Annotated in this window: 30 protein-coding genes and 1 pseudogene; 13 read left to right on the top strand and 18 right to left on the bottom strand. The window is 70.8% G+C overall.

Annotated features, from left to right (window positions below):
- Positions 1–15: 15 nt before the first annotated feature.
- The gene (locus AB0L00_RS02020) at positions 16–693 is read right to left on the bottom strand and encodes a CAP domain-containing protein (protein WP_364427057.1); all 678 of its coding nucleotides are present in this window, start codon (positions 691–693) and stop codon (positions 16–18) included.
- A 347-nt stretch (positions 694–1,040) separates the two neighbouring features.
- Between AB0L00_RS02020 and rplM the strand changes: the two genes are divergently transcribed.
- The 4 genes from rplM (at position 1,041) to AB0L00_RS02040 (ending at position 3,878) form a co-directional block, all read left to right on the top strand.
- Positions 1,041–1,484: a 50S ribosomal protein L13 gene (gene rplM, locus AB0L00_RS02025; protein ID WP_364427060.1), complete on the top strand. Its 444-nt coding sequence runs from the start codon at positions 1,041–1,043 to the stop codon at positions 1,482–1,484.
- A 33-nt stretch (positions 1,485–1,517) separates the two neighbouring features.
- Complete coding sequence (rpsI, locus tag AB0L00_RS02030; RefSeq protein ID WP_364427063.1) at positions 1,518–2,024, top strand: 30S ribosomal protein S9; 507 nt, start codon at positions 1,518–1,520, stop codon at positions 2,022–2,024.
- A 170-nt stretch (positions 2,025–2,194) separates the two neighbouring features.
- Positions 2,195–3,535 carry a phosphoglucosamine mutase gene (gene glmM, locus AB0L00_RS02035; RefSeq protein ID WP_364407229.1) on the top strand — a complete coding sequence of 447 codons (1,341 nt, stop codon included), beginning with the start codon at positions 2,195–2,197 and terminating at the stop codon, positions 3,533–3,535.
- Positions 3,536–3,671: 136 nt separating this feature from the next.
- Entirely contained in the window at positions 3,672–3,878 is a 207-nt protein-coding gene (locus AB0L00_RS02040) for a dodecin family protein (RefSeq protein ID WP_364407226.1), read from the top strand.
- A 13-nt stretch (positions 3,879–3,891) separates the two neighbouring features.
- Here the strand turns inward: AB0L00_RS02040 and AB0L00_RS02045 are convergent, their stop codons facing one another.
- The 9 genes from AB0L00_RS02045 to AB0L00_RS02085 form a co-directional block, all read right to left on the bottom strand.
- Positions 3,892–4,380: a hypothetical protein gene (locus tag AB0L00_RS02045; protein ID WP_364427066.1), complete on the bottom strand. Its 489-nt coding sequence runs from the start codon at positions 4,378–4,380 to the stop codon at positions 3,892–3,894.
- On the bottom strand, positions 4,377–4,880 hold the full coding sequence (locus AB0L00_RS02050) for a sigma-70 family RNA polymerase sigma factor (protein ID WP_364427069.1): 504 nt from the start codon (positions 4,878–4,880) through the stop codon (positions 4,377–4,379). Before AB0L00_RS02050 ends, AB0L00_RS02045 begins: the two co-directional genes overlap by 4 nt.
- The gene (locus AB0L00_RS02055) at positions 4,877–5,776 is read right to left on the bottom strand and encodes an alpha/beta fold hydrolase (RefSeq protein WP_364427071.1); all 900 of its coding nucleotides are present in this window, start codon (positions 5,774–5,776) and stop codon (positions 4,877–4,879) included. Before AB0L00_RS02055 ends, AB0L00_RS02050 begins: the two co-directional genes overlap by 4 nt.
- Positions 5,777–5,898: 122 nt before the next feature.
- On the bottom strand, positions 5,899–6,615 hold the full coding sequence (locus AB0L00_RS02060) for an ABC transporter permease (RefSeq protein WP_364427074.1): 717 nt from the start codon (positions 6,613–6,615) through the stop codon (positions 5,899–5,901).
- Positions 6,612–7,523 carry an ABC transporter ATP-binding protein gene (locus AB0L00_RS02065; RefSeq protein WP_364427077.1) on the bottom strand — a complete coding sequence of 304 codons (912 nt, stop codon included), beginning with the start codon at positions 7,521–7,523 and terminating at the stop codon, positions 6,612–6,614. Before AB0L00_RS02065 ends, AB0L00_RS02060 begins: the two co-directional genes overlap by 4 nt.
- Complete coding sequence (locus tag AB0L00_RS02070; RefSeq protein WP_364427080.1) at positions 7,520–8,410, bottom strand: ABC transporter permease; 891 nt, start codon at positions 8,408–8,410, stop codon at positions 7,520–7,522. The genes AB0L00_RS02065 and AB0L00_RS02070 overlap by 4 nt, the downstream gene beginning before the upstream one ends.
- On the bottom strand, positions 8,407–9,300 hold the full coding sequence (locus AB0L00_RS02075; RefSeq protein WP_364427083.1) for an ABC transporter ATP-binding protein: 894 nt from the start codon (positions 9,298–9,300) through the stop codon (positions 8,407–8,409). The genes AB0L00_RS02070 and AB0L00_RS02075 overlap by 4 nt, the downstream gene beginning before the upstream one ends.
- Positions 9,301–9,486: 186 nt before the next feature.
- Entirely contained in the window at positions 9,487–9,756 is a 270-nt protein-coding gene (locus AB0L00_RS02080) for a DUF6295 family protein (RefSeq protein WP_364427085.1), read from the bottom strand.
- Between the two features lies 1 nt (position 9,757).
- Positions 9,758–10,501: a dienelactone hydrolase family protein gene (locus AB0L00_RS02085; RefSeq protein WP_364427088.1), complete on the bottom strand. Its 744-nt coding sequence runs from the start codon at positions 10,499–10,501 to the stop codon at positions 9,758–9,760.
- 173 nt (positions 10,502–10,674) lie between these two features.
- On the opposite strand from AB0L00_RS02085, the gene AB0L00_RS02090 reads away from it, so the two are divergent.
- From AB0L00_RS02090 to AB0L00_RS02105, 4 genes are all read left to right on the top strand, one after another.
- Positions 10,675–11,337, top strand: coding sequence for an HNH endonuclease family protein (locus tag AB0L00_RS02090; protein WP_364427091.1), 663 nt, complete (start codon positions 10,675–10,677; stop codon positions 11,335–11,337).
- Between the two features lie 132 nt (positions 11,338–11,469).
- The gene (locus AB0L00_RS02095; RefSeq protein ID WP_364427094.1) at positions 11,470–12,192 is read left to right on the top strand and encodes a VC0807 family protein; all 723 of its coding nucleotides are present in this window, start codon (positions 11,470–11,472) and stop codon (positions 12,190–12,192) included.
- A 19-nt stretch (positions 12,193–12,211) separates the two neighbouring features.
- Positions 12,212–13,225: a hypothetical protein gene (locus AB0L00_RS02100; RefSeq protein ID WP_364427097.1), complete on the top strand. Its 1,014-nt coding sequence runs from the start codon at positions 12,212–12,214 to the stop codon at positions 13,223–13,225.
- A gap of 50 nt (positions 13,226–13,275) precedes the next feature.
- On the top strand, positions 13,276–14,025 hold the full coding sequence (locus tag AB0L00_RS02105; RefSeq protein WP_364427100.1) for a PhzF family phenazine biosynthesis protein: 750 nt from the start codon (positions 13,276–13,278) through the stop codon (positions 14,023–14,025).
- A 132-nt stretch (positions 14,026–14,157) separates the two neighbouring features.
- Here the strand turns inward: AB0L00_RS02105 and AB0L00_RS02110 are convergent, their stop codons facing one another.
- Both AB0L00_RS02110 and AB0L00_RS02115 read right to left on the bottom strand, forming a co-directional pair.
- Entirely contained in the window at positions 14,158–15,018 is an 861-nt protein-coding gene (locus AB0L00_RS02110; protein ID WP_364427103.1) for an alpha/beta hydrolase, read from the bottom strand.
- A gap of 141 nt (positions 15,019–15,159) precedes the next feature.
- Positions 15,160–15,435: pseudogene (locus tag AB0L00_RS02115) on the bottom strand (ATP-binding protein); the annotation flags it as partial.
- A gap of 128 nt (positions 15,436–15,563) precedes the next feature.
- On the opposite strand from AB0L00_RS02115, the gene AB0L00_RS02120 reads away from it, so the two are divergent.
- Genes AB0L00_RS02120 through AB0L00_RS02130 form a run of 3 tightly spaced genes read left to right on the top strand, consistent with a single transcriptional unit; the run spans position 15,564 to position 16,440 of the window.
- Positions 15,564–16,034, top strand: a complete 471-nt coding sequence (locus tag AB0L00_RS02120; RefSeq protein ID WP_364427106.1) for an ATP-binding protein — start codon at positions 15,564–15,566, stop codon at positions 16,032–16,034.
- The gene (locus AB0L00_RS02125) at positions 16,031–16,222 is read left to right on the top strand and encodes a tRNA(His) guanylyltransferase Thg1 family protein (protein ID WP_364427108.1); all 192 of its coding nucleotides are present in this window, start codon (positions 16,031–16,033) and stop codon (positions 16,220–16,222) included. Before AB0L00_RS02120 ends, AB0L00_RS02125 begins: the two co-directional genes overlap by 4 nt.
- Complete coding sequence (locus AB0L00_RS02130) at positions 16,213–16,440, top strand: tRNA(His) guanylyltransferase Thg1 family protein (protein WP_364427111.1); 228 nt, start codon at positions 16,213–16,215, stop codon at positions 16,438–16,440. The genes AB0L00_RS02125 and AB0L00_RS02130 overlap by 10 nt, the downstream gene beginning before the upstream one ends.
- Before the next feature lie 156 nt (positions 16,441–16,596).
- On the opposite strand, the gene AB0L00_RS02135 is transcribed toward AB0L00_RS02130, so the two are convergent.
- The 4 genes from AB0L00_RS02135 to AB0L00_RS02150 form a co-directional block, all read right to left on the bottom strand.
- Positions 16,597–17,172 (bottom strand): YceI family protein, encoded by a 576-nt coding sequence (locus AB0L00_RS02135; protein ID WP_364427114.1) that lies wholly within the window; start codon positions 17,170–17,172, stop codon positions 16,597–16,599.
- A gap of 248 nt (positions 17,173–17,420) precedes the next feature.
- Positions 17,421–18,074, bottom strand: a complete 654-nt coding sequence (locus AB0L00_RS02140; protein WP_364427117.1) for an SDR family NAD(P)-dependent oxidoreductase — start codon at positions 18,072–18,074, stop codon at positions 17,421–17,423.
- The gene (locus AB0L00_RS02145) at positions 18,071–18,850 is read right to left on the bottom strand and encodes a glucose 1-dehydrogenase (protein WP_364427119.1); all 780 of its coding nucleotides are present in this window, start codon (positions 18,848–18,850) and stop codon (positions 18,071–18,073) included. Before AB0L00_RS02145 ends, AB0L00_RS02140 begins: the two co-directional genes overlap by 4 nt.
- A gap of 33 nt (positions 18,851–18,883) precedes the next feature.
- Complete coding sequence (locus AB0L00_RS02150; protein ID WP_364427122.1) at positions 18,884–19,654, bottom strand: SDR family oxidoreductase; 771 nt, start codon at positions 19,652–19,654, stop codon at positions 18,884–18,886.
- A gap of 102 nt (positions 19,655–19,756) precedes the next feature.
- On the opposite strand from AB0L00_RS02150, the gene AB0L00_RS02155 reads away from it, so the two are divergent.
- Positions 19,757–20,587 carry a helix-turn-helix transcriptional regulator gene (locus tag AB0L00_RS02155; RefSeq protein WP_364427124.1) on the top strand — a complete coding sequence of 277 codons (831 nt, stop codon included), beginning with the start codon at positions 19,757–19,759 and terminating at the stop codon, positions 20,585–20,587.
- A gap of 79 nt (positions 20,588–20,666) precedes the next feature.
- Here AB0L00_RS02155 and AB0L00_RS02160 read toward each other — a convergent pair whose 3' ends face one another.
- A complete protein-coding gene (locus AB0L00_RS02160) occupies positions 20,667–21,197 on the bottom strand; it encodes a DUF1697 domain-containing protein (RefSeq protein ID WP_364427127.1) in 531 nt (176 codons plus the stop codon).
- A gap of 3 nt (positions 21,198–21,200) precedes the next feature.
- On the bottom strand, positions 21,201–23,045 hold the full coding sequence (glmS, locus tag AB0L00_RS02165) for a glutamine--fructose-6-phosphate transaminase (isomerizing) (RefSeq protein WP_364427130.1): 1,845 nt from the start codon (positions 23,043–23,045) through the stop codon (positions 21,201–21,203).
- A gap of 112 nt (positions 23,046–23,157) precedes the next feature.
- On the opposite strand from glmS, the gene coaA reads away from it, so the two are divergent.
- The gene (gene coaA, locus AB0L00_RS02170; protein ID WP_364427133.1) at positions 23,158–24,096 is read left to right on the top strand and encodes a type I pantothenate kinase; all 939 of its coding nucleotides are present in this window, start codon (positions 23,158–23,160) and stop codon (positions 24,094–24,096) included.
- Positions 24,097–24,106 lie beyond the last annotated feature (10 nt).

The following is a 24,106-nucleotide window of genomic DNA, read 5'->3' on the forward strand; positions in this document are numbered from 1 at the left end:
TGCGTGTTCAGGCGGTTACTTAAAGCCGAAGTCCTGCGTCCACCATGGGCCGCCCGACCCATAAGCGACGCCGACTCCGATGGCTTTCAAGCTGCAGTTCAGAATGTTCGCCCGATGGCCGGGACTGTTCATCCAGCCTTGTACGACGGCCTCCGGGGTCGCGTAGCCCTTGGCGATGTTCTCCGCGCCGGGGTCCGCGTAGCCGGCCGCCTTGATGCGGTCCCAGGGGGTCCGCCCGTCCGGCGAATTGTGGTCGAAGTAATTCCGGTCACGCATGTCCGCCGAGTGCGCCCGTGCGGCGGTCCGCAGCCGGGTGTCGACGCGCAGGGCCGTGCAGCCGTGGGCGGCCCGCTGCTCGTTCGTGAGACGTACCACGGCGCTCTCCGCCGCCGCAGCCTTGCTCGTGCTCTTCGACGGCGTTGCGGTGGCCGTGGACCGGGTGGCGCTGGGGGTGGCGCTGCGCTTGGGCGTCTTCCGCTTCGGCGTCGGACTCTTGGGCCGGTGGGACGCCTTCGACGGGCGGGCCGACGGGCTCGGGTCGACGGAGGGGCGGACGGCCGATCCCTCGGGGCTGGGGAAGACGGCGACGTCACGCGCCGGCGTGGTGGCCGGCGAAGGGGAGTGCTGCGCGGCACTCCAGAGCGACCGGGCGGCGATGCCGCCGGAGACGAAGACCGCGATCGCCAGCAGCACGAATGCCTGGACGCGGCGTTTGACGCGCTTCGCGGACAGGGGATCCTCCCGGGGGGCAGCGGAGGACCAGCACTATAGGCCTACGAAGCCGGTCAAGTCCGGCGTTCTCTGATACTTCCCGGTATAGGGTGTCCAAGAGGACAGCCGTACGAACGTCGCCTCGTGACGACGGAGGACGGTCCGCGACGCTCGCTTTGCCCGCTGGCGTGTGGGCCGGTATTCTGCTAGTTCGTTGTGTGCGTCAGCGTGCCCGTGATCGGGTCGCTCGACCCACCGGGCCCTGCGGCGGCTACTAGGCCGTCCGGCGGACCCAGTCTCTGTCAGACACGAAACGAAGGCTTACGACCGTGCGCACCTACACCCCTAAGCCTGCTGACGTCCAGCGTCAGTGGCACGTCATCGACGCGACCGATGTCGTGCTGGGTCGGCTGGCCAGCCAGGTCGCAACGCTGCTTCGGGGTAAGCACAAGCCGATCTACGCCCCGCATCTCGACACGGGTGACTTCGTCATCATCATCAACGCCGACAAGGTGGCGCTGTCGGGCAAGAAGCTCGAGCAGAAGAAGGCCTACCGCCACTCCGGTTACCCGGGTGGTCTGCGGTCCATCGCCTACTCGGACCTGATGAAGAAGAACCCCGAGCGCGCCGTGGAAAAGGCGATCAAGGGCATGCTTCCGAAGAACACGCTGGGCCGCAAGATGTTCAGCAAGGTGAAGGTCTACGCCGGCCCCGACCACCCGCACCAGGCCCAGCAGCCGGTGCCCTACGACATCAAGCAGATCGCGCAGTAACGCGCGGCATCGAAAGAGATCCTGAGGAGTACCGTGGCCGAGCCCACCGGTGTCGAGACGCCCGTTGAGGGTGCCGAGTTCGAAGAGTACGTGGGGGACTACACCACCGAGTCCCCGGAGGCCGTCGCCGACGAAGCTCCGCGCCCGGTGCTGACCGGCCCGGCCGCCGGCACCGGCCGTCGCAAGGAGGCCATCGCGCGCGTCCGCATCGTCCCGGGTTCCGGGAAGTGGACGATCAACGGTCGCTCCCTGGACACGTACTTCCCCAACAAGGTCCACCAGCAGGTCGTGAACGAGCCGTTCGTGACCCTGGGCCTTGAGGACCAGTTCGACGTCATCGCCCGCGTGGGCGGCGGCGGCGTGACCGGCCAGGCCGGTGCGCTGCGCCTCGGCATCGCGCGCGCCCTGCAGCTGGTCGACCCTGACAACCGCCCGCCGCTGAAGAAGGCCGGCTTCCTCACCCGTGACGCGCGGGCCAAGGAGCGGAAGAAGTACGGTCTCAAGAAGGCCCGTAAGGCTCCGCAGTACAGCAAGCGTTGATCGCGCCTGTCCGCCGGCCCGGCTCCGCCCTGGTGGCGGCCGCGGCTTGTGGACAGGACCTCGGCGGTCCCGCCATCCGGCGGGACCGCTGATCGCTTTTTCCAGCGGTCGCGCCTGGGCGGGCGTATCCGGACGCGACCGGTCCGTGCGTTCGATCGTGGGGTGTTGTGGTGGCGCGTCTGTTCGGGACCGACGGCGTACGTGGAGTCGCGAATCGCGACCTGACGGCTTCCCTGGCGCTCGACCTGTCGGTCGCGGCGGCCCGTGTCCTCGGCGAGGTCGGCGCGTTCGAGGGGCACCGCCCCGTCGCGGTGGTCGGCCGGGACCCGCGCGCGTCGGGTGAGTTCCTGGAGGCCGCGGTCGTGGCCGGGCTCGCCTCCGCCGGGGTCGACGTCCTCCGGCTCGGCGTGCTGCCGACGCCCGCCGTGGCGTACCTCACCCAGTCGCTCGGCGCGGACCTGGGCGTCATGCTCTCCGCGTCGCACAACCCCGCCCCCGACAACGGCATCAAGTTCTTCGGCCGGGGCGGGCACAAGCTCGCCGACGAGATCGAGGACCAGGTCGAGGCCCACCTCGGCCAGGACTGGGCGGGCCCGACCGGGCCCGGCGTCGGGCGGGTCCGCGACGCGCACGGCGAGGTCGAGAGTTACATCGCGCACCTGCTGTCGACGCTGCCCGGCTCGCTGGACGGCGTCAAGGTCGTCGTCGACTGCGCGCACGGCGCCGCCTCGGGCGTCTCCCCGGAGGCCCTGCGCCGCGCCGGCGCGACCGTGATCGCCATCGGCGCCTCGCCCGACGGCCTCAACATCAACGATGGTTACGGCTCGACCCACCTGGAGCGCCTGCAGCGCGCCGTGGTGGAGAACGCGGCGGACGCCGGCATCGCGCACGACGGCGACGCCGACCGCTGCCTCGCGGTGACCGCCTCCGGCGAGGCCATCGACGGCGACCAGATCATGGCGATCCTGGCCCTGGAGCTGCGCGACACCGGGAAGCTGCCCGGCGACACGGTCGTCGCCACCGTCATGTCCAACCTCGGTTTCAAGCTCGCCATGCGCGACCAGGGCCTGGGCGTCGTCGAGACGGCGGTCGGCGACCGCTACGTCCTGGAGGCGATGAAGGCCGGCGGGTACGCCTTCGGCGGCGAACAGTCCGGCCACGTCATCATGCTCGACCACGCCACCACCGGAGACGGCGTGCTCACCGGGCTGCACCTGCTGTCCACCATCGCCCACCGCCGTCGCCCCCTCGACGAGCTGGCGAAGGTCATGACGCGGCTCCCGCAGGTGCTGATCAACGTCAAGGGCGTCGACAAGTCCAAGGCCAAGACCTCTCCCGAACTGGCCGCCGCCGTCCAGGCCGCCGAGGCCGAGCTGGGAGACGGCGGCCGGGTGCTCATTCGCCCGAGCGGCACCGAGCCCATGGTGCGCGTCATGGTCGAGGCGCAGGCCGAGGACCAGGCCCGCGTCGTCGCCGAGCGCCTCGCCGAGGCCGTCCGCACCGCCCTCTGACCGCGGATCGCTCGTCCTTCGACCATCGTCATCACTTTACGTGGGTGACCGATACCGCTCGTGACGGCACGGGTACGTCGATCACGACGGCTGCGCCGTCGAGCGGCGGTCACCACGAGACGAAGGTCGAGCACCCATGACATCAGTGGCGCGTGTCACCGAGATCAGCGCGATCTCGGAGTCGAGTTTCGAGGACGCCGTGAAGGTCGGCATCAGCCGGGCCGCGGAGACCCTGCGCAAGCTCAAGTCCGCCTGGATTAAGGAGATGGAGGTCCAGCTCTCCGAGAACGGGGACATCAGCGGCTACAAGGTCAACATGCTGGTCACCTTCGTCCTGGAATAGCACCTCGTACGGGTCAGGAGGTCCGAGCCGCACGGGCGGACGCCCGCTCGGCCACGCGCCGAACGACCCCCGAGCCCGGGGAATCGCCGAGGGCGTGTGACAACGGATGGACGAGCCGGGCGCCGGGCACGCGCAGCGCACCCATGAACGCGAACCTCGTCCGATCCGCCTCGGCCACCGCCGCCATTCCGCCCACCAGGAAGCGGCTCTGCATCCAGCACCATCCCGGCCTGAGCACGACGTCGAACCGCGCTCGCTGCCCGAACCGTCCCCGCGCCCGCGCCTCGAGCCGGTCCCCGTCCGCCCGGGTGACCCGCATGGCGCGGACATCGGTGAGCAGGTGCGGGAACTCGTTCTCGAGGTCGGCGGCGACCGCCCACACCGCGCCGAAGGGCACGGCCAGCACGTCCTCGGCGTACACCGCGCCGGGGACGGTCGCCGCCATGATCCGCAGGCGGCGTACGGAGTCGAGGTCGGCCTCGGGCCAGTTCGTGTCGGTCATCGCCATGCCTTCCGGAAGCTGAGCCGCGCCCTGTGCAGCCGTGACTTCACCGTCCCCGTCGATATCTCCAGCAGTTCGCCGACGGCCCGTTCCCCGTGACCCTCCAGGTCCCGGAGCATGAGGACCGCACGGTGCTCCGGCGACAGCCGGCGCAGGACGTCACGGACGTCCGCGGCCAACTGGGGGTCGCCCGGCTGCGGTACGTCGTCCAGTTCGGCGGGCCGGGTGCCCTGCGCGCGGCGCGCCATCCGTACCGCCTCCCGGATCGCGATGGACCGGGCCCAGCCGAAGACCGCGCCGGGATCGCGCAGCCCCCGGAGGCCACGGAAGATCGCGATGAGCGCCTCCTGCGCGGCGTCCGGGCCGTCGTCCAACGCGATCGGGCCGCAGATCCGGCCGACGTACGGGGCCAGGAGGTCGAGCAGATCGTGCATCGCCATGCCGTCGCCCCGCTGTGCCGCCCGGACCAGCGCGGCGGCACGCTCCGAGTCGCCGTTCACCCGATCGGTTCCTCCACTCCGGCCGACGCGGTGGACAGCAGGCCGATCGTTTCGGCGACGAGGTCGGGCCGCTCATCCGCGAGGTAGTGGCCGCCGGGAACGACGCGGACCTCGAGGTCGGTGGCGTACCGCTCACCGCCCGCCAGCGCCTCCGGGGACATCGCGAAGTCGCTCGCGCCGAACAGGAGCGTCGTCGGTACGGTCAGCCGGAGTGTCCGGTAGGAGCCGCGAACGAGCCGGGGGATGTCCCGCAGGACGTACTGCCAGTGCAGCGCGCGGCCGGCGTGCGCCCGCTCGCGCGGCCGTACGGACTCGGTGAACTCGTCGAGCTCGGCACGGCGCCACACCCCCGTGCCGGTCACCCCCTTGCGGAGGATGTACCTGGTGAACGCGGGCCAGTGCCGCAGCACCGCGCCGCCGAGCATCGGGTACTCCCACAGGATCGTGTACCACATCCGCCACGCGTGCCGGATGAGGCGCCGGTGCTCCGGCCATGGATGGATCATGCCGAGCGCCAGGAACCGGTCGAAGCGTTCCGGCGCTCGGAGACAGGCCATGAAGCCGACCCACGCGCCCCACTCATGGCCGACCAGGAGCGGCCGGTCCAGACCCAGCGCGGTCATGAGCGCCAGCACGTCGTCCACCCGGGTTTCGGTGTCGTAGCCCCGCTCGGGCGCCTCGGACCACCCGAACCCTCGGAGGTCGGGCATGACCAGCCGGTGGTGGCCGGGGAGCAGCGCCACCACGTGCCGCCACGCGTACCAGTGCTGCGGGAACCCGTGGAGGAACAGGACCGGCGTTCCATCCGCGGGGCCCGCCTCGGCCACGTGGAAGCGCACTCCGTTCGCCTCGACGAACCGGTGCGTCACTCCTTCGACCTGCGGCATCGCTCGCATCCGCGCTCTCCTCCCTACGGCCGGCGACCCGATGAGCCGGCTCTCATCCATAGGGAGGAGCCCATCCGCCCGAACGTTCCCGGCGATTCGCACGAGATCGCGGGCGGACGGGCGCCGGTCCGCTAATCCGTGCCGGTGATGGAGAGGGTGCGGAGCTTCCATCCGGCGTAGGCGACGCCGAGGACGGTGACGGCGATCAGCAGGGATACCGCGGTGGCCGAGCCGACGTCCGCCTTGACCGCGGTCGCGTTGGTCACCATGTCGGCGACGCTGATGCCCCACTGGCGGATCGACAGGGTCTTGGCGCCCGAGGCGTACCGGGCGATGAGGTTCTCCCAGACCAGGGCGTAGATCAGGCCGATCGTCACCGCGAACCGGCTGAGCACCGCGATGGCGAGGAAGAGCGCGCAGTAGGCGACGCCGGCGACCAGCGCGCCGATCGCGAACCCGGTCGCCAGGCCCGCCGTCAGCCCGGTCATGATGACGCCCGCGACGAACATCGGCACGACGCCGAAGGCGACCACGAGGACGACCGCGACCACGTACTTCGTCGTGGAGATCACCGGACGCGCGATCGGCTTGGTCATGATGTACATGATCTGGCCGTCGTCGATCTCCGGGCCGATCACGCCGGTGCCCGCGAGCAGCGCGAGCAACGGCAGCAGCGCCCCGAGCCCGAACTGCGTGAGCAGCATCGTGGCGTTGTCCAGGTCGGCGTGCCCGCTGACCCGCAGGCCGATGCTGAGCGCGAGCAGCAGGGCGGGCAGGAGGAACAGCAGCAGGATCCGCCGCCTGCTCAGCATGGCGCGGAACGTGATGGAAGCGATGACAGTGTTCATGACGCCACCAGGTAGGAGAAGACGCTCTCGAGGGACTCGTCGGCGGGGGCGACCTCCCACAGCCGGATGTCCGCCTGCCGGGCCACCTGCGGCAGCACGAGGGAGAACCGCCGGAAGTCGACGGCCTCCACCTCCAGGCCGCCGGAGGTCAGTTCGACTCCGCGCGTCGACGGGTCGGTGATGAGCGCGGCCGCCAGGCGCCGGTCGTCGCTGGACCGGACCACGAACATGTGCGGCCGGTCGGTCATCAGCCGCCGGATGGCGCGGAAGTCGCCGGAGGCGGCGTGCCGCCCGGCGACCACGACCTCGATGTGGTGCGCGAGCCGCTCGACCTCCTCGAGGATGTGCGAGCTGAACAGCACCGTACGGCCCTCGGCGGCCATCTTCCGGATCAGGTCCATCAACTGCAGCCGCTGGCGCGGGTCCATCCCGTTGAACGGCTCGTCGAGCAGCAGCACCGGCGGGTCGTGGACCAGCGCGGAGGCCATCTTGACCCGCTGCTTCATGCCCTTGGAGTAGTTACCGATGATCCGGTCGGCCGGGTCGACCATCTCCACCATGGCGAGGGCGCGTTCGGCGGCGGCCTCGGGGTTCGGCAGGCGGTGCAGCTTGGCCATGGCGCGGACGAACTGGCGGCCGGTGAGGAAGTCGTACGCGGTCTCCCGCTCGGGCACCAGCCCGATCTGCCGGTACACCGACGGGTTCTTCCAGATGCGCTGCCCGTCGATGGTCACCTGTCCGCTGGAGGGGGCGAGGAAGCCGCCCATCATGTGGATCAGGGTGGACTTGCCCGCGCCGTTCGGCCCGAGCAGGCCGGTGACGCCGGGGCCGATCGTCATGCTGACGCCGTTGACGGCGACGACGTTGCCGTACCACCGGGAGACGTCCTGGATCTCGAGCCGGCTCACTTGGCGCCCGCCTTCCGGAAGCGCAGGTACAGGATCGCGGCGGAACCGACGATGAGGGCGGCGCACACCAGGGTGAACACCGGCCCACCGAGGCCCGGGGGCGGTGGTTCGGGCGCGGACTGCTTCGCGCGCAGCGCCCAGACCTGCACGCCGTCGATGAGGTTGAACGGGGCGAACATGCCCGCCCACTGGGCGACCCCGAACTGAGTCTGGTTCTCGGCGATGCCCTGGACGGCGGCGACCGCCGTGGTGCTGAGCAGGTAGACCGCCATGACCGCGGTGACGCCGAACCCGCGGCGGGGCGTGAACGCGGCCACGACCAGGCCGAGGCCGGCGAGCACCAGGGCGTAGATCAGGCACCCGACGAGGGCGGCGAGCCAGTGCGCGGTGTGCGTGCCGAGGTGCGGCTGCTTCGTGACGAGCGCGCCGATGAACAGGATCGTCACCGGCGTCGCCAGCAGGATGAACAGCGCGGTCGCGAACGCGCCGTACTTGGCCAGCACGTAGTCGAGGCGGCTCAGCGGCCGGGAGAAGTACAGCGGCGTCACGTGGAACCGCAGGTCGCGGGAGGCGATCACGGGTGCCTGCGCCGCCAGGAAGATGGCGATCAGCGGCTGCAGGTAGGTGGCGTAGGCGGAGTAGCGGATGAGGTCGATGGCCCGTCCGCCCGCGAGCTGGGCGGCGATCGCCGTGATCGCCACGCTGATCGCCGCGGGCAGCAGCATGATCGCGAACAGCAGAAACGGCATGATCTTGGCCTTGACCGGTCGGCCCAGGCCGTACGCCGCGCGCAGGTTGTGGACGAACAGGGACCGGACGGCGTACGCCCGGCCGAGGCGCTTGCCGTCGTAGTGCCGGTATCCGATGTCGTGGATGACGCTCGTCACGTCGAGAACACCTCTTCGATGCGGTGGCGGCGGTTCTCCATGCGGACGAGCGCCAGGCCGAGGTCGGCGACCGAGTCGCGTACGACGTCGTAGGTGGTCTCGCCGGCGATGTCGATGAGCAGCAGGCGGCCGTCCGGGCGGACGTGCAGCCCGGTCCGTGCCAGGTGTTCGCCGAGGCGGTCCATCTCCTCCTCGACCTCGACCGCCAGCACGCCGCTGGCCTGGGTGAACGCCGAGACCGCCTGCGACCGCAGCAGCCGCCCGCCGTCGATGATCACCAGGTGGTCGGCGACGCGTTCGAGCTCGCCGAGCAGGTGGGAGGTGACGAGGACGCTGATGCCGAACTGGCCGCCGATCCGCCGGACCAGGGCGAGCATCTCGTCGCGACCGGCGGGGTCGAGCCCGTTGGTGGGCTCGTCGAGGAAGACGAGCTTCGGGTCGTGGACGAGGGCCTGGGCGAGCTTGACGCGCTGCCGCATACCGGTCGAGTAGCCGCCGATCGGGCGGTACCGCTCCTCGTACAGGCCGACGTGGCGCAGGGTGTCGGCGGCGCGCTCGCGGGCGGCGGTGGCCGGCAGGCCGGAGATCCGGGCGACGTGCACGATGAACTCGGTGGCCGACACATCAGGCGGCAGGCAGTCGTGCTCGGGCATGTAGCCGACCAGCTCACGGATCTTCATGTAGTCGCGCGCCGTGTCGAGGCCGAGCACCTGGGCCTGCCCGCTCGTGGGTTCGAGGAGGCCGAGCAGGATCTTGATGAGCGTCGACTTGCCCGCGCCGTTGGCTCCGACGAGCCCGACGACACCGGGTTCGACGTCGACCGTCAGCTGATCCAACGCGAGCACGCCGGGGAACCGCATGGACAGCCCCCGCGTGGCGATGATGGACATGATCCGAACCTAGTGGAGCGACGGTGTGCCCGTCGTCACTCTTCGGCACTACGCTTCGCCCCCCTTTGGGATGACTGCGCGTGCCTTCCGGATGATGCCCGGTAGTCCGATGGCGGACGCGCGGCCGGCGCGTCCGCCATCGGACGGTGCTCAGCCGGCGGACGGTGCTCAGCCGGCGGGCGGTGCTCAGCCGGCGGCGGCGATGCCGGGAGGCGCGGCGGCGAGGGCCGCCTTGATCGCGTCGATGAGCGCCAGCGCCGACTCCTCGGTGAGCTCCACCGCGATCCGTGCCCCCGGGCCGAGCTCCGGCGCGGTGAAGTCGATGTTGACGGTGTGCTCGAAGGGCGCGTGGAACGGGTGGTCGACGTACACGGCGGCCTGCGTCAGCGGGAACCAGCCGTCGGGTCCCTTGCCACTGCCCGCCATTTTGACCAGCTCAGTGACGTAGGTGCACATCTCAGGCCCCCAGATAGCGGTCGAACCAGCCGAAGACGCGCTGCCAGCCGTCGTTCGCGGCCTGCGGCCGGTAGTTCGGCCGGTCGACGGCGAAGAACGCGTGGCCGGCGCCCTCGTACACGTGGAAGTCGTACGTCTTGCCGTGCTTCTTCAGCTCCTCCTCCAGCTCCTTGACCTGGTCGGGGGAGGGGTACTGGTCCTCGGCGCCGAACAGGCCGAGCAGCGGGCAGGACAGGTCCGGGGTGCGGTCGACGATGGGCCGCACCGCCATGGGGAAGTTCTCGGGCACCTCGCCGACGACGAAGGCGCCGTAGCAGTCCACCGCCGCGTCGAGCTCGAGTGAGCAGGCGGCCAGGAAGGACTGGCGCCCACCGGAGCAGTACCCGATCGTGCCGACCTTGCCGTTCGAGGAGGGCAGGCTCCTGAGGTAGCGGACGGCGGCGTCGACGTCGCCGACGAGCCGCTCGTCCGGCACCCCGCCCGCCGCGCGGGAGGCGGCCGCCGCGTCGTCCGGGGAAGCGCCGGGCGCGTCCCGGTAGTGCAGGTTCGGCATGATCGCCATGTAGCCGTGCGCGGCGAGCTTGCGCACGATCTCCTTGCTCGGCTCGTCGTAGCCGGGCATGTGGTGGATCACCACCACGCTTCCGTACGGGCCCGGTCCGAGGGGCCGGGCGAGGTACGCCTCGATCGGGTCGCCGCTGTGGCCGGTCAGCGGGATCGTTTCGGCCATCATCGCGTCGTACATGGTTAGCAAGGCTACCGATTCCCGGCGCCGCCGGATGGGGTGCTCGAGTTCGCGGGCTCCCGCACCACAGGCCGTCCTGCGCAGGCCAAATCGCCAGATTTCGTGATCGTCAGATATGGCAGCATTCATCCGTCAAACCTGGGCAAAAAGCCAGCAAAAATGAGGTGAGGATCATGCTGTCGTGGCGCGTACGGACGATGTCGCTCGTGATCCCGGCGGTGCTCGCCGCCGGATGCTCGGCCAACGGGGTCCAACCCACCGGCGGAGGAGGCTCGGCACCCCACGCGACGAAGGGCGACGAGGCGACCGCCCGGAAAGAGCTGAGCCAGGTCAAGGTCGCGGTACCGGATCCGATGACGGGATACAGCCGGGACAAGTACGGACCCGCATGGAAGGACGAAGACCACAACGGCTGTGACACGCGGAACGACATCCTCGCCCGCGACCTGACCCACGTGAAGAAGCGCGACAAGTGCGTCGTCATCTCCGGTGACCTGCAGGACCCGTACGCCGGCAAGGACATCGCCTTCACCAAGGCGCACGCCTCCGAGGTGCAGATCGACCACATCTTCCCGCTCGCCCTGGCGTGGCGGATGGGCGCGCACGAGTGGACCACGGACAAGCGCGCGCAGCTGGCCAACGACCCCGGCAACCTGCTCGCCGTCTGGGGCCGCCCGAACATGCAGAAGAGCGACAAGGGACCGGCGGAGTGGAAGCCCCAGAAGTCGTTCCAGTGCACCTACGCCGAGAAGTTCATCGGGGTGGCGCACACCTACCGGCTGTCCGTGACCCGCGCGGACCGTACGGCGCTGCTGACGATGCTCGACGGCTGCTGACGGCGACCTGTCGTTCCGATCCTCCGGACCCGTGACATTCGTACCGGTCCACCGTGGATCGATGGATCTGCCGGACGCATCCCCGTTCCCGCGAGGCTTGTGGCAACAACGAAGCCGAGCGAAGGAACGAAAATGGCGCAGATCGTCACGGCCGACCGGCCCGCCGCGAAGGGGACGGGCACCGCGCCGGCGGACCGCTCGCAGGCGGCGGACCGGTCCACGGGTCGGCGGCTGGCCCGCAACCTCACGCCGCTGGTGGTCGACGTCGCCATCCCCACGGGCGGGTACTACCTGCTGCACAAGGGTCTGGGCGTGGACGTGGTCACCTCGCTGGCGCTCAGCGGCGTGGTCCCGGCGGTGCACACGGTCGTCGACGCGGTCCGCCACCGCGTGTTCAACGGCCTGGCGGGCCTGATGCTGGCGGTCAACGCCGTCGGGATCGTGCTCAGCTTCGTGACCGGCGACGCCCGGCTGATGCTGGCCAAGGACTCCGGCGTGAGCAGTGTGATCGGCCTCGGCATCCTGATCTCCGCCTTCCGCGGCCGCCCGCTGATGTCGGCCGGCCTCAAGCCCTTCATGACCAAGGGCGACCCCGCGAGGATCGCCGCGTGGGACCGGCTGTCCGCCGGGTCCGCGGCGTTCCACCGCCTCGAACGGCGGTTCACCGTCATCTGGGGCCTGGCGCTCCTCGGCGAGTGCGCCGCCCGCCTGGTCGGCGCGTTCACCCTGCCCATCGACACGATGGCCTGGTTGTCGACCGTCATCCTGCTCGGCGCGATCGCCGTCGGCATCGTCGTCGGCGGAACCGCCAGCGGACCGATGGAGAAGCTCGTCGCCGCCGAGACCGAGTCCTGACCCCGAAAGGAAGACGACCATGCGCGCCAAGGGCATCAACTACGACACCGGTTTCCTCCCGGGAGGGCGGAACAGCCGAGAGGTCTTCGACCCCGACGTCGTACGGCGGGAGATGCGGATCATCGCCGACGACCTGCACTGCACCGCCGTACGGATCTCCGGGGGCGACCCCGAACGGCTGACAGTCGCCGCCGAGCACGCCGCCGCGGCCGGGCTGGAGGTCTGGTTCGCCCCGTTCCCGTGCGAACTGACGACGGAGCAGATGCTGCCGCTCTTCACCGACTGCGCCGAACGGGCCGAGGACATCCGGCGCGGCGGCACCGAGGCCGTCCTCGTCACCGGCTGCGAGGTCAGCCTCTTCGCGGCCGGCTTCATCCCCGGCGACGACGTGTACGCCCGGATCGACGCGCTCGTCTCCGGCGACCCCGCCGTGTACGCGACGATGCGCGAGGTCCCCGCCCGGGTGAACGCCTTCTTCGCCGAGACGGTGGCGGCGGCCCGCAAGCGGTTCGGCGGCCGGATCACGTACGCCGCCGGCCCCTGGGAGGACATCGACTGGACGCCCTTCGACCTGGTCGGCGTCGACGCCTACCGCGCCGCGGAGAACGCCGACCGCTACGTCGAGGAGCTCCGCGCGCACTTCCGGCACGGCAAGCCGGTCGCGGTCACCGAGTTCGGCTGCTGCACCTACCGCGGCGCCGCCGCCCGCGGCGGCGCCGGCTGGATGATCGCCGACCGTGACTCGGACCCGCACCGCCTGGACGGCGTCTACGTACGGGACGAGGCGGAGCAGGCGACCTATATGCGGGAGCTGCTGGAGACCTTCGAGCGAGAGGGCGTCGACAGCGCCTTCTGGTTCACCTTCGCCGGCTACGACCTGCCGCACCGCGCCGGCGACCCGATCCACGACCTCGACCTGGCCTCGTACGGCGTCGTCAAGATGCTGGAGACCGGCCACGGAACGGCCTACCCCGACCTGACCTGGGAACCGAAGGAGTCCTTCAACACCCTTGCCGCCGCCTACGCCGGCTGAGGCGACCGTTACCGTGTCACCTCGGTAGGACGAGATGGGAAGGTGCGAGGATGACGGTCTGCATGCTGGCCCGGGCGTTCGTGAACGCCGAGGGGGAGTACGGAAATCCGGCCCTCGTCGTCATCGAGCCCGACGGCGCGTCCGTGACCGCGGACGAACGCCAGGCCCTGGCGACCCGACTGGGAATCCCCGCGACCGTCTTCGTCCGAGACGGCGCCCGCGGCGTCGTGGCCATCCACGGTTCGTACGGTCAGGCGATCCGCTTCGGCGGTCACCCCCTGCTCGCCACGGCCGAGGTCCTCCACCGGCTCGGCTCTCCGGTCACCGAACTCGTTCCGGAGGCCGGACCGGTCGCCTGCCACCGCGACCAGGACGGCACCGTCTGGATCACCGCCCCGGCGGCGTGGTCCAAGCCCTGGCGTCACCTGGAGATGGACGGGCCCGAGACGATCGACGCGCTCACCGGACTCCCGGAGGGCGAGGACTTCACCCAGGTCTGGGCCTGGCTGGACCGTACGGCCGGTCGCGTACGCGCCCGGCTGTGGGCACCCCGGATCGGCAAGGGCGAGGACGAGGCGTGCGGCAGCGCCTCGATGCTGCTCACCCTCAAGCTGGGCCGCCCACTCGAGGTCGTCCACGGTCGGCACGGCGCCATCATCCGGACCAACCCGATCGACGACGTCCACGTCGAACTGGGCGGACGCTGCGTCGTCGATCCCCCCGCCCCTGAACTCACCGCCCAGCTCACCGACTTCTACGCGACGGCGACCGACCGAGCGAACTCCGGTGATCGGCGCTGAGGCGACGACGACACACGCCGCCACGACAGAACACTCGGCCAACGCGCCGCCCGGTTCGCGGTATGCGACGTTCGCCACGTGAGCGCCCCAGGTTCTGGTCGCTGGAGCGACGGAAACCTGGGGCGCAGAGCTTCAGGTGGATGGGTCGGCGCTCTCGGTCACGAAGTCTCGGAGTAGGGGGAACGACTTCTCGGGGGCCTCGCGGAAGACGCCGTGGCCGGTGTTCGGGAGGACGTGCAGGTGGACTGGAGCGGTGGTGATCGCCTCGGTGAGGCGGCGGGCGGCCGGTTCGGTGGCGACCGGGTCGTCCGCGCCGGCCAGGACGAGCGTCGGGCAGGTCAGCCGGTCGAGCCGGTCCCAGGGGTCGAACTGCGCGGCGAGGACATGCCTGAAATGTTCGAGGACGTCGTGGTTCCACTCGATCCGGGCCAGCCGGTCGGCGGCGTCCGGGTCGCCGCCGGGCTTCCGGGAGTACAGCGGAAGACAGACGCTCTCCCATGCCGCACGGGTCTCGTCGCCGCTATCGCCGGCCCAGTAGCGGCGGGCGACCTCGCGGGCCTCGGCGCCGCCGAGCCGTTCGAACACGGCCATCCGCTCCTCCATGGGGCCCGGCATCACGCTGTCCAGCACCAGCTTGGAGACGCGTTCCGGGTGACGCAGGGCCGCCGTCAGGGCGACCCAGCCGCCGCTGGACGTGCCCACCAGGGTCGGGTCGACGATGCCGAGGGCGTCGCAGAAGTCGACGACGTCGTCCGCCCACCGGTCCCACGTCCAGGACCCGGGACCGGCCCGGTCGGATCGGCCGCTGCCCCGCTGGTCCAGGTACACCACCTGGGCGAAGTCGGTGGCCGCGCCGAACCCCGGCTTGAACACCGAGTGGTCGGCACCAGGACCGCCGTGCAGCACGACGACCGTCGGCCGCTCCACCATGGTCGCCCCGTCCGGGACGAGCTGACACCCGTCGACGTCGAAATAGAGAACGACGTCATTCACGCGGACCCGCACCGCCCCATTGTGGGGGAATCCGGGACCCGCGAACTGGCCGACATCGGTCCTTGCCGCCTCTGTTGACGGCGGAAAACCGACGAATCGGACACCTCGCCGTCCCTTCCGACGGCAATGAGGCAACGGCGACTACGAAGTGCTTCCCCCCACGTCGAACCAGACCATCAGCCAGCCGTTCTCCAGCACCTCGAAGCCGCAGTCCTGGGCCGGCGCTTCCATGATCGGGAGGCCTCTTCCGGACTCGCCGGACGGGTCGTCGACGGGGTGTGGGAGAGGGCCGCCGCCCCGGTCGATGACCTTGACCCGTACGACGCTCTTCGTCACGAATACGAGGACCGTGATGGTCTTCCCACGGCTGTGCCGGACGCTGTTCGTGAACGCCTCCGAGAGGAGGAGAACGGTGTCGTCGCACGCCGGATGTGTCGCGCCGAGCTTTTAGGTCAGCTCGGTCCCGAGTGATTTTTGGCCCGATCTTGCGGTAGACCGGCAGTTGTGACGGGGCGCGTGCTGTCGGGAGTGGGTCGGGTTCTGCGATGTCTGTGTTGGTGATTCTGATCGGGCTGCAGGCGTCGGGGAAGACGACGTTCTTTCGGCGGGCGTTGGCGGCTGAGTACGTGCACGTCAGCAAGGACGACTTTCCGCGGGCCCGGCGGCGGCAGGCGCGGCAGATGCGGCTGGTCGAGGAGGCCTTGGCGGAGGGACGGAGCGTCGCCGTCGACAACACCAACCCCTCGCCCGAGGAGTGGCGGCCGCTGGCCGAGGCCGCGCGGCGGCACGGGGCGAAGGTGGTCGGTTACTGGTTCCCGCCCGACGTCACCGGTTCGCTGCGCCGCAACGCCTCGCGTACCGGGAAAAACCGGGTGCCCGATGTCGGCGTTTTTGCCACCCTGAAACGCCTGCGCCGCCCGCGGCCGTCGGACGGCTTCGACGAGCTGTACGAGGTCCGGATCGACGGCGCGGGTGGATTCGACGTCCGGCCGTTGGCGGAGGAGTCGACCGAGTGAGGAGCAACGAGCTCGAGGCACGGATGCGGGCCCTCGAGTGGTTCCACTCGCTGACCGTGCTGCCCGGAGCGTGGGCCGTCATCCGGGTCGACGGACGCTCCTTCTCCCGCTACACCGAGAGCCGCTTCGACAAGCCCTTCGACCCGCGCTTCTCCGAGCTCATGACCGAGGCGGCGCTGTGCTGCTGACCGAGCTCGGCGGCCGCTACGCCTACACGGAGAGCGACGAGATCTCCGTCCTTCTCGACCGGTCCTCCGACCTGTTCGGTAGGGAGGTGGAGAAGCTGGTGTCCATGTCCGCGAGCGCCGCCACCGCCGCCTTCACGCTCGCCGCCGGCGAACCGGTGCACTTCGACGGCCGCGTGTGGGTCGGCGCCGGGTTCGCGTCGAGAGGGAGCTCCCGATGAAGGAGGAGTATCGGGACCTCGTCCGGCGGCTCGTCCGGCTCGGCGGCTGACGGGGGATCGCCGGCCCGGGGACGGGAGCTGCGGGAGGCTCTGGTCCCGGCCGACCGGACCGGTCCGTTCTCGGAAGGTGCTCCCGCCCCCACCGGCGCGACGGCTCTACGCGAACTGGAGGACGGCCTGGATCTCCAGGATGATCTGGACCTTCTCGCCGAGGGCGACGCCGCCGCCGGGGATCGGGCCGTTGTAGCTGACGCCGAAGTCGGTCCGGTCGATCTCACCGGTGGCGGTGAACCCGGCGCGGGCGCCCACGGCCGGGTCGGGGGCGAACGGATCGACACCGAAGCCGTTGACCTCCAGCTTCAGCGGGACCGGCCGGGTGATGCCTTTGAGCGTCAGCTCGCCCTCCACCAGGAAGTCGTCACCGTCGGGCCTGATGCCGGTCGAACGGTAGGTCATCGTGGGGTACTTCTCGACCTCGAAGAAGTCGGCGTTGCGCAGGTGCTCGTCCCGCGGGGCGTTGGCGGTGTCGACCGAGGTCATGTCGATGGTGGCGGTGATCTCGGACTTCAGCGGGTCCTCGGCGGTGACGATGTGGCCGTCGAAGCGGGTGAAGTTGCCGCGCACCTTGCTGATCATCAGGTGCCGGACGACGAAGCCCACGTGGGAGTGGGCCGGGTCGATCGTCCAGGTGCCGGCCACGTAGCCGGGGATCTCGATCAGGTCGGCGGTCATCGTTGCTCCTTGCGTTCTTGGGGAAGGTTCCTCAGCTCCATCGACGAAACAGCCCGGCGAAGTGTGAGGCGCCCGGAAACGAGCTGCGCCTCCCGCCCCGGTCGGCCCGGTGTGCCGGAGCGGCGGCTGAGTAATGTGCGGATGTGATCACATTCGCGAACGCCCGGGTGGTGACCGTCCGCCGGGCGGGAGCCGTCAGGCTCCGCCACGGCGCCGCCGCTCGCGGCAGGCCGCCCGGTGCGGGGGAGTCAGGTCAGGACGCTCACCGTCTCCGTCCGTGCGGTGTGCTGACTCCAGAGGTGCTCGGCGATGTCGTCGGGTTCATGAGTGAGTCCCGGCCCGACGGCGCCGACGACGGTGACCCGGCCGACGTGGATCCCTCGTCGCGGCAACGTCTGTGCGAGCAGGTCGAGGTAGCTCACCAGGCCGGCGTAGGCGACGGCGCTCACGGCACGCTCCGGGCCGGGGCGCACGGCGGCGCCGCCGGTGGTGAACAACAGAGTGCCGGTGCCGCGGTCCAGCATGCCCGGGAGGACGGCCTGGACCGCCGCGGCGGCGCCCACGACCGTGAGCGCCAGCGCGTCCCGCACGTCCCCGGCCGTGGTCTCCAGGACGGGCTTGATCAGGCCGATGTCCGGGAGCGGGCTGAAGCAGACGACCTCGGGCGTTCCGAGAGCGGAGGTCAGCTCCCCGAGCGCCCGCGCGAGGTCGTCGGGGTCGGTGATGTCACCGGTGGCGGCGGTGGCCCGGTGGCCGGCGTCGCGCAGGTCGTCGACGATGGCGTCGAGGCGGGTCCGGGTCCGCGCGACCAGTCCGACCGGGTGGCCCTCCCGGGCGAAGCGGCGGGCCACGGAGGCGCCGATCCCGCGCCCCGCCCCGACGACGAAGACCGGGCCGCTCACTGGGCGGTCCATCCGCCGTCGACGGCGACGAGCGCGCCGGTGACGAAGCTCGCGGCGTCGGACACGAGGAACGCGATGGTCTCGGCGACCTCCTCGGGGCGCCCGATGCGGCCGATCGGGTGAGCCGGGCCGAAGGAGGCGAGCATCTCGCGGCCGTCTTCCACGACGCCCTCCATGATGTCGGTGTCGATCACTCCGGGCAGCACGGCGTTGGAGCGGATGCCCTTGGGACCGCCCTCGATGGCGAGCACGCGCGTGATCTGCGCCAGGGCGCCCTTCGACGCGGCGTAGGCCGTCTGGGTCTCGAAGGCGACGACCGAGGACACCGAGGCGACCGAGACGATCGCACCGCCGCCACCGGCCTCCATGACGCGGAAGGCCTCGCGTGCCTGGACGAAGTTGCCGCGGGCGTTGACCCGCAGAATGCCCTCGAAGTCCTCGACGGTGGTCTGGGTGATCGGCTTGTTGAGGGTGCGGCCCGCGTTGTTCACCAGGATGTCGAGCCGCCCGATTCGGTCGGTGGCGAGCCGCATGGTCGACCGCGCGAGGTCCTCGTCGGCGACGTCGCCGACCAGCGCCGCCACGTTGTCGGGATCGCTCGCGGCGAGTTCCTCGACCGCCTCGGAGTGGTCGGTGACCACGAGCCGGGCACCGCGTGCACGCAGCAGGACGGCCGTGGCGTGGCCGATGCCACGGGCGGCGCCGGTGACGACGGCGACCCGGCCGGTCAGGTCCCAGGAGGCGGGCAGGGAGGAGTTCTCGTGAGTGGTGCTCATGACTTCCTTCATGGTCTTCTTCTGTGGGGCAGGTCAGCGTTGGCGGGCCGGCCGTACGACGATCTCGTTGACGTCGACGCCGGGCGGCTGCGCGAGGGCGTACGAGACGGCCTCGGCGACGGCGTCCGGCTCGATGGCATGCGCCCGGTAGGTCCGCATGGCCGCCGCGGCGCCGGGCTCGGTGATCGAGTCCGCGAGCTCGGAGGTGACCACTCCGGGAGAGATGGTCGTGACGCGGATCGAGGGATCGGACTCCTGGCGCAGGCCTTCGGTGATCGCCCAGGCGGCGTACTTGGTCCCGGAGTAGACGGCGCTGGTGGGCACCACCTGGTGGGCGCCGATGCTCGCGATCGTGACGAAGTGGCCCCCGCCCTGCTCGGTGAAGACGGGCAGGGCCGCGGCGATCCCGTGCAGCAGCCCGCGTACGTTCACGTCGATCATGCGGTCCCACTCGTCGACCAGCAGGGAGTCCAGCCGCGACAGCGGCATGACCCCGGCGTTGCCGACCAAGACGTCGACCCGTCCGAAGCGGTCGCGCGCGAACTCGACGAAGGCGCCGAGGCTCGTACGGTCGGTCACGTCGAGCGGTACCGGGTGCATGCCGCCGCCGGCGTGGGCGGCCTCCCGCGCGGTGCGTTCGGCGAGCTCCCGCAACCGGTCGATCCGCCGCGCGCCCGCGACCACGTGGTGTCCCTCGCGGACCAGCCGGGCGGCGATGGCCTCGCCGATGCCGCTGCTGGCCCCGGTGACGAGGACGACCTTGTGCTCGGGTGGGGTCTGGGCCCCTGGGCGGTTCGTTGGCATGACCACCACACTGGGGGCGCCGGCCGGGGTGGGGAAGGGAGCGATCCTCCCTGGGAGTAGCGCACCCAGGAAGCGGGCCGGCCCGCGACCTACGATGGCGGCATGACCTCCTCCGATCTCGGCGCCTACCTCAAGGCCCGGCGGGCCCAGGTCACGCCTGAGCAGGCCGGCGTTCCCAGCACGGGGCACCGCAGGGTCCCCGGCCTGCGGCGCGAGGAAGTGGCATCGCTGGCGGGCGTCAGCGTCGACTACTACGTCCGTCTCGAGCAGGGCCGGGAACGCACACCGTCCGCGCAGGTGGTCGAGGCCCTGGCCGTCGCCCTGCGCCTGCCGGAGGACGGCCGCCTGCACCTGTTCCGCCTGGCCGGACTGAGCCCACGCGCCCGCAGCGCCGCCGTGAACGACCACGTCGACCCGAATCTCCTGCAGCTCATGAGCGCCTGGCCGAACAACCCGGCCATCGTCTACAACCGCGCCTTCGACGTCCTCGCGTCGAACGCGATCGCCGACGCGCTCTTCCACGACTGGTCGCACTCGCGCAACCTCATGCACGTCGTGTTCACCGAGCCCGCCGCGCGAAGCTTCTACCTGGACTGGCACGAGGTCGCCCGCAACTCGGTGGCCGGCTTCCGGCTGGGCTACGGCAAGGCGCCCGACGACCCGCGCATCCGGCAGGTGCTCACCGAACTGCTCGAGGAGAGCCCGGAGTTCGCCCGGCTCTGGGCTCGGCACGACGCCCGCGGCAAGGCCCTGGAGAGCAAGCGCTTCCACCACCGCGACGTCGGACCGCTGACGTTGTCCATGCAGACCTTCGACGTCCGCTCCAGCCCCGGCCAGGAACTCGTCGTCTACCACGCGGAACCGGCCTCGCCGAGCAGCGAGGCCCTGAGCCTCCTCGGCTCCCTCGCCGCCGGCACACGTCAGCGGACCTGAGCGTCGCACGGGCGATCGCTGCGTCTAGAGCGCAGCGATGGCCAGTGATCACGGGCCGCGCCGCACGGAGGCGCGCCGGTCAGGCGTTTGTGAGGGCCAGGAGCTTGGTGACGGTGTTCCAGTTGCGGACGGTCATCGGGACGCCGAGGCGGCGCCCGAGGGTCGGCCCGAGCGTCGAGCGGCCCTGCCCGTTGGGGAAGTAAAGATAAAGAACCGATTCGCCCAATCCGACCTCCTCGGGGGCGAATTCGGCTGGTTTGAGGGCGCGCAGCCGTTCCGGGGCCGGCGGCTCGACCAGGAACGCCACCGCCAACTTGGCCGGGTCGCGGACCTCCAGCGGGTTGCCCTCGACCACCGCGGCCAGCTCGGCCGCGGTCCGTACGACGACCGGGACCGCACGGCCCAGCCGGGCCGTGAGACGGTCCTCGATCGCGGCGGCGATCCGCTCCGTCGGCTCCTCCGGCGCGGTGAACACGGCGTTCCCGCTGTTGAGGTGCGTGCGCACGTCCGTGTAGCCCAGCTCGGCCAGCCACGCGCGCAGGTCGGCCATCGCGAGCCTGCTGTTGCCGGTGACGTTCACGCCCCGCAGGAGGGCGGCGTAGCGCGCCACCGGCTACTCGACGGTGACGGACTTGGCGAGGTTGCGGGGCTGGTCCACGTCGTGACCCCGCGCGGTGGCCAGCTCGCAGGCGAAGACCTGCAGCGGGACCGTCGCCACGAGCGGCTGCAGGAGCGTCGGCACGGCCGGGACGCGGATCAGCGTGTCGGCGTACGGCGCGACGGTCTCGTCGCCCTCCTCGGCGATGACGATCGTACGGGCGCCGCGGGCGCGGATCTCCTGGATATTGGAGACGATCTTGTCGTGCAGGATCGGCCGGGCGCGCGGTGGCACGACGACCACCACCGGCAGGTCCTGCTCGATCAGCGCGATCGGGCCGTGCTTCAGCTCGCCGGCGGCGAAGCCCTCCGCGTGCATGTACGCGAGCTCCTTGAGCTTCAGCGCGCCCTCCAGGGCCACGGGGAAGCCGACGTGCCGGCCGAGGAAGAGCACGCAGCGCTCGTTGGCCAGGGATCGGGCCAGCTCGCGGACCGGCTCGACGGTGCCCAGGACCGCCTCGACCTTCTCCGGCATGGTGGCGAGCAGCTGGATCATGGCGAAGACCTCGTCGCCCCACTTGGTCCCCCGGACCTGCGCGAGGTACAGCGCGATGAGGTACACGGCGACGAGCTGGGTGAGGAACGCCTTGGTCGAGGCCACGGCGATCTCCGGGCCGGCGTGGGTGTACAGCACGCCGTCGCACTCGCGGGGGATCGTCGAGCCGTTGACGTTGCAGATGCCGAGCACGTTGGCGCGCTGCTCGCGCGCGTGCCGCACCGCCATCAGCGTGTCCATGGTCTCGCCGGACTGCGAGATCGCGATGACCAGGGTGGTGCGGGTGAGGATCGGGTCGCGGTAGCGGAACTCGCTGGCCAGCTCGACCTCGCACGGGATCTGCGCCCAGTGCTCGATGGCGTACTTGGCGATCATCCCGGCGTGGTACGCGGTGCCGCAGGCCACGATGATGATCTTCTCGACGTCGCGCAGCTGCTGGTCGGACAGGCGCATCTCATCGAGGGTCAGCCGGCCGTCGGCGCCGACCCGGCCCAGCAGAGTGTCGGCGACCGCCCGGGGCTGCTCGGCGATCTCCTTGAGCATGAAGTAGTCGTGGCCGCCCTTCTCGGCGGCGGAGACGTCCCAGTCGACGTGGTACTCCTTCACCGGTGCCGGGGCGCCGGTGAAGTCGGTGACGGTGACGCCCTCCGGGCGCAGCTCGACGACCTGGTCCTGACCCAGCTCGATCGCGTCGCGGGTGTGCGCGATGAAGGCGGCGACGTCGCTGGCGAGGAAGTTCTCGCCGGCGCCGACGCCGACCACGAGCGGTGAGTTGCGGCGCGCGCCGACGACGAGGTCCGGCTCGCCCGCGTGCACCGCGACCAGCGTGAACGCGCCCTCGAGCCGCCCGCAGACCCGCCGCATCGCCTCGGTGAGGCCGGCGCCCTTGGTCACCTCCTCCTCCAGGAGGTGCGCGACGGCCTCGGTGTCGGTGTCGGAGGACAGCTCGTGGCCGCGCTCCTCCAGCTCGACGCGGAGGGCGGCGAAGTTCTCGATGATGCCGTTGTGCACGACCGCGACCGCGCCGGTGCAGTCGACGTGCGGGTGGGCGTTGCGGTCGTTGGGCGGCCCGTGGGTGGCCCAGCGGGTGTGGCCGATGCCCGCGCGGCTCCGCGGCGGCGGGCTCTCGGCGAGCGCGTCCCGCAGGTTGACGAGCTTGCCCGCCCGCTTGGTCACCGTCAGTTTCCCGTCGGCCAGCACCGCCGCGCCGGCCGAGTCATACCCTCGGTATTCCAACCTGGCGAGCCCGTCGACGACGACGTCGAGAGCGGCCTGCGACCCGACGTACCCCACGATTCCGCACATGGCACGCCACCCTAATGGCTCCAGGTGAGCGGGTAGACCAGTGCCGCCCCGACCGTCCGGTTCCGGCAAAGGTCACCAGAAGTTAACTTCAGTAAAGGCTAAGGTTTCCTCCATGATCGCTGAAGGGGAGGGTATGCCCAGCCCCTATGTGGAGTTCGGCCGCGAGGAGTGGCGGGCGCTGCGCGCCGAGACGCCCCTGTCGCTCACCCCGGACGACCTGGAGGCCCTGCGCGGCCTGAACGACCGAACCGACTTCGCCGAGGTCGAGGAGGTCTACCTGCCGCTGGCGCGGCTCATCGGCCTGTTCGCCGCGGCCGACGGCCGCCTGCGGGACGCGGTCGGCGCCTTCCTTGGCGACCCGGTCGCCCCGACCCCGTTCGTCATCGGCATCGCCGGGAGCGTCGCCGTCGGCAAGTCGACCGTGGCCCGCCTGGTGCGGACGCTGCTCGCCCGCGGCCCCGGCGAGCCCAAGGTCGAACTCGTCACCACCGACGGCTTCCTCTACCCGAACGCCACGCTGGCCGAGCGCGGGCTGATGAACCGCAAGGGCTTCCCGGAGTCGTACGATCGCCGCGCGCTGCTGGGGTTCGTCTCCGCGCTGAAGGCGGGCGCCGCGGAGCTGTCCGTCCCGGTGTACGACCCGCTGTCCTACGACATCGTCCCCGAGGCCCGGCAGGTCGTCCGGCGGCCCGACATCCTCATCGTGGAGGGCCTCAACGTGCTGCAGACCGCCCGGCCGGGCGGTCTGGCGCTGTCGGACCTGTTCGACTTCTCCATCTACGTGGACGCCCGGGTGAACGACGTCCGCCAGTGGTACATCGACCGCTTCTTCGCGCTCCGGCGCACCCTCTTCACCGACGAGCGCTCCTACTTCCACCCGTACGCGCGGGTGGACCCGGACGAGGCGGCGGCGTACGCGGAGCGGATGTGGCGGGAGATCAACGAGGTCAACCTCGTCGCCAACATCCTGCCCACTCGGGACCGCGCCACCCTCGTCCTGTGCAAGGACCACGACCACCGGATCCACCGCGTACGCCTGCGCCGCATCTGACCCCGGCCGG

The sequence above is a fragment of the Actinoallomurus sp. NPDC052308 genome (assembly GCF_040679195.1).
In the GTDB taxonomy this organism is placed as follows: Bacteria; Actinomycetota; Actinomycetes; order Streptosporangiales; family Streptosporangiaceae; genus Actinoallomurus; species Actinoallomurus liliacearum.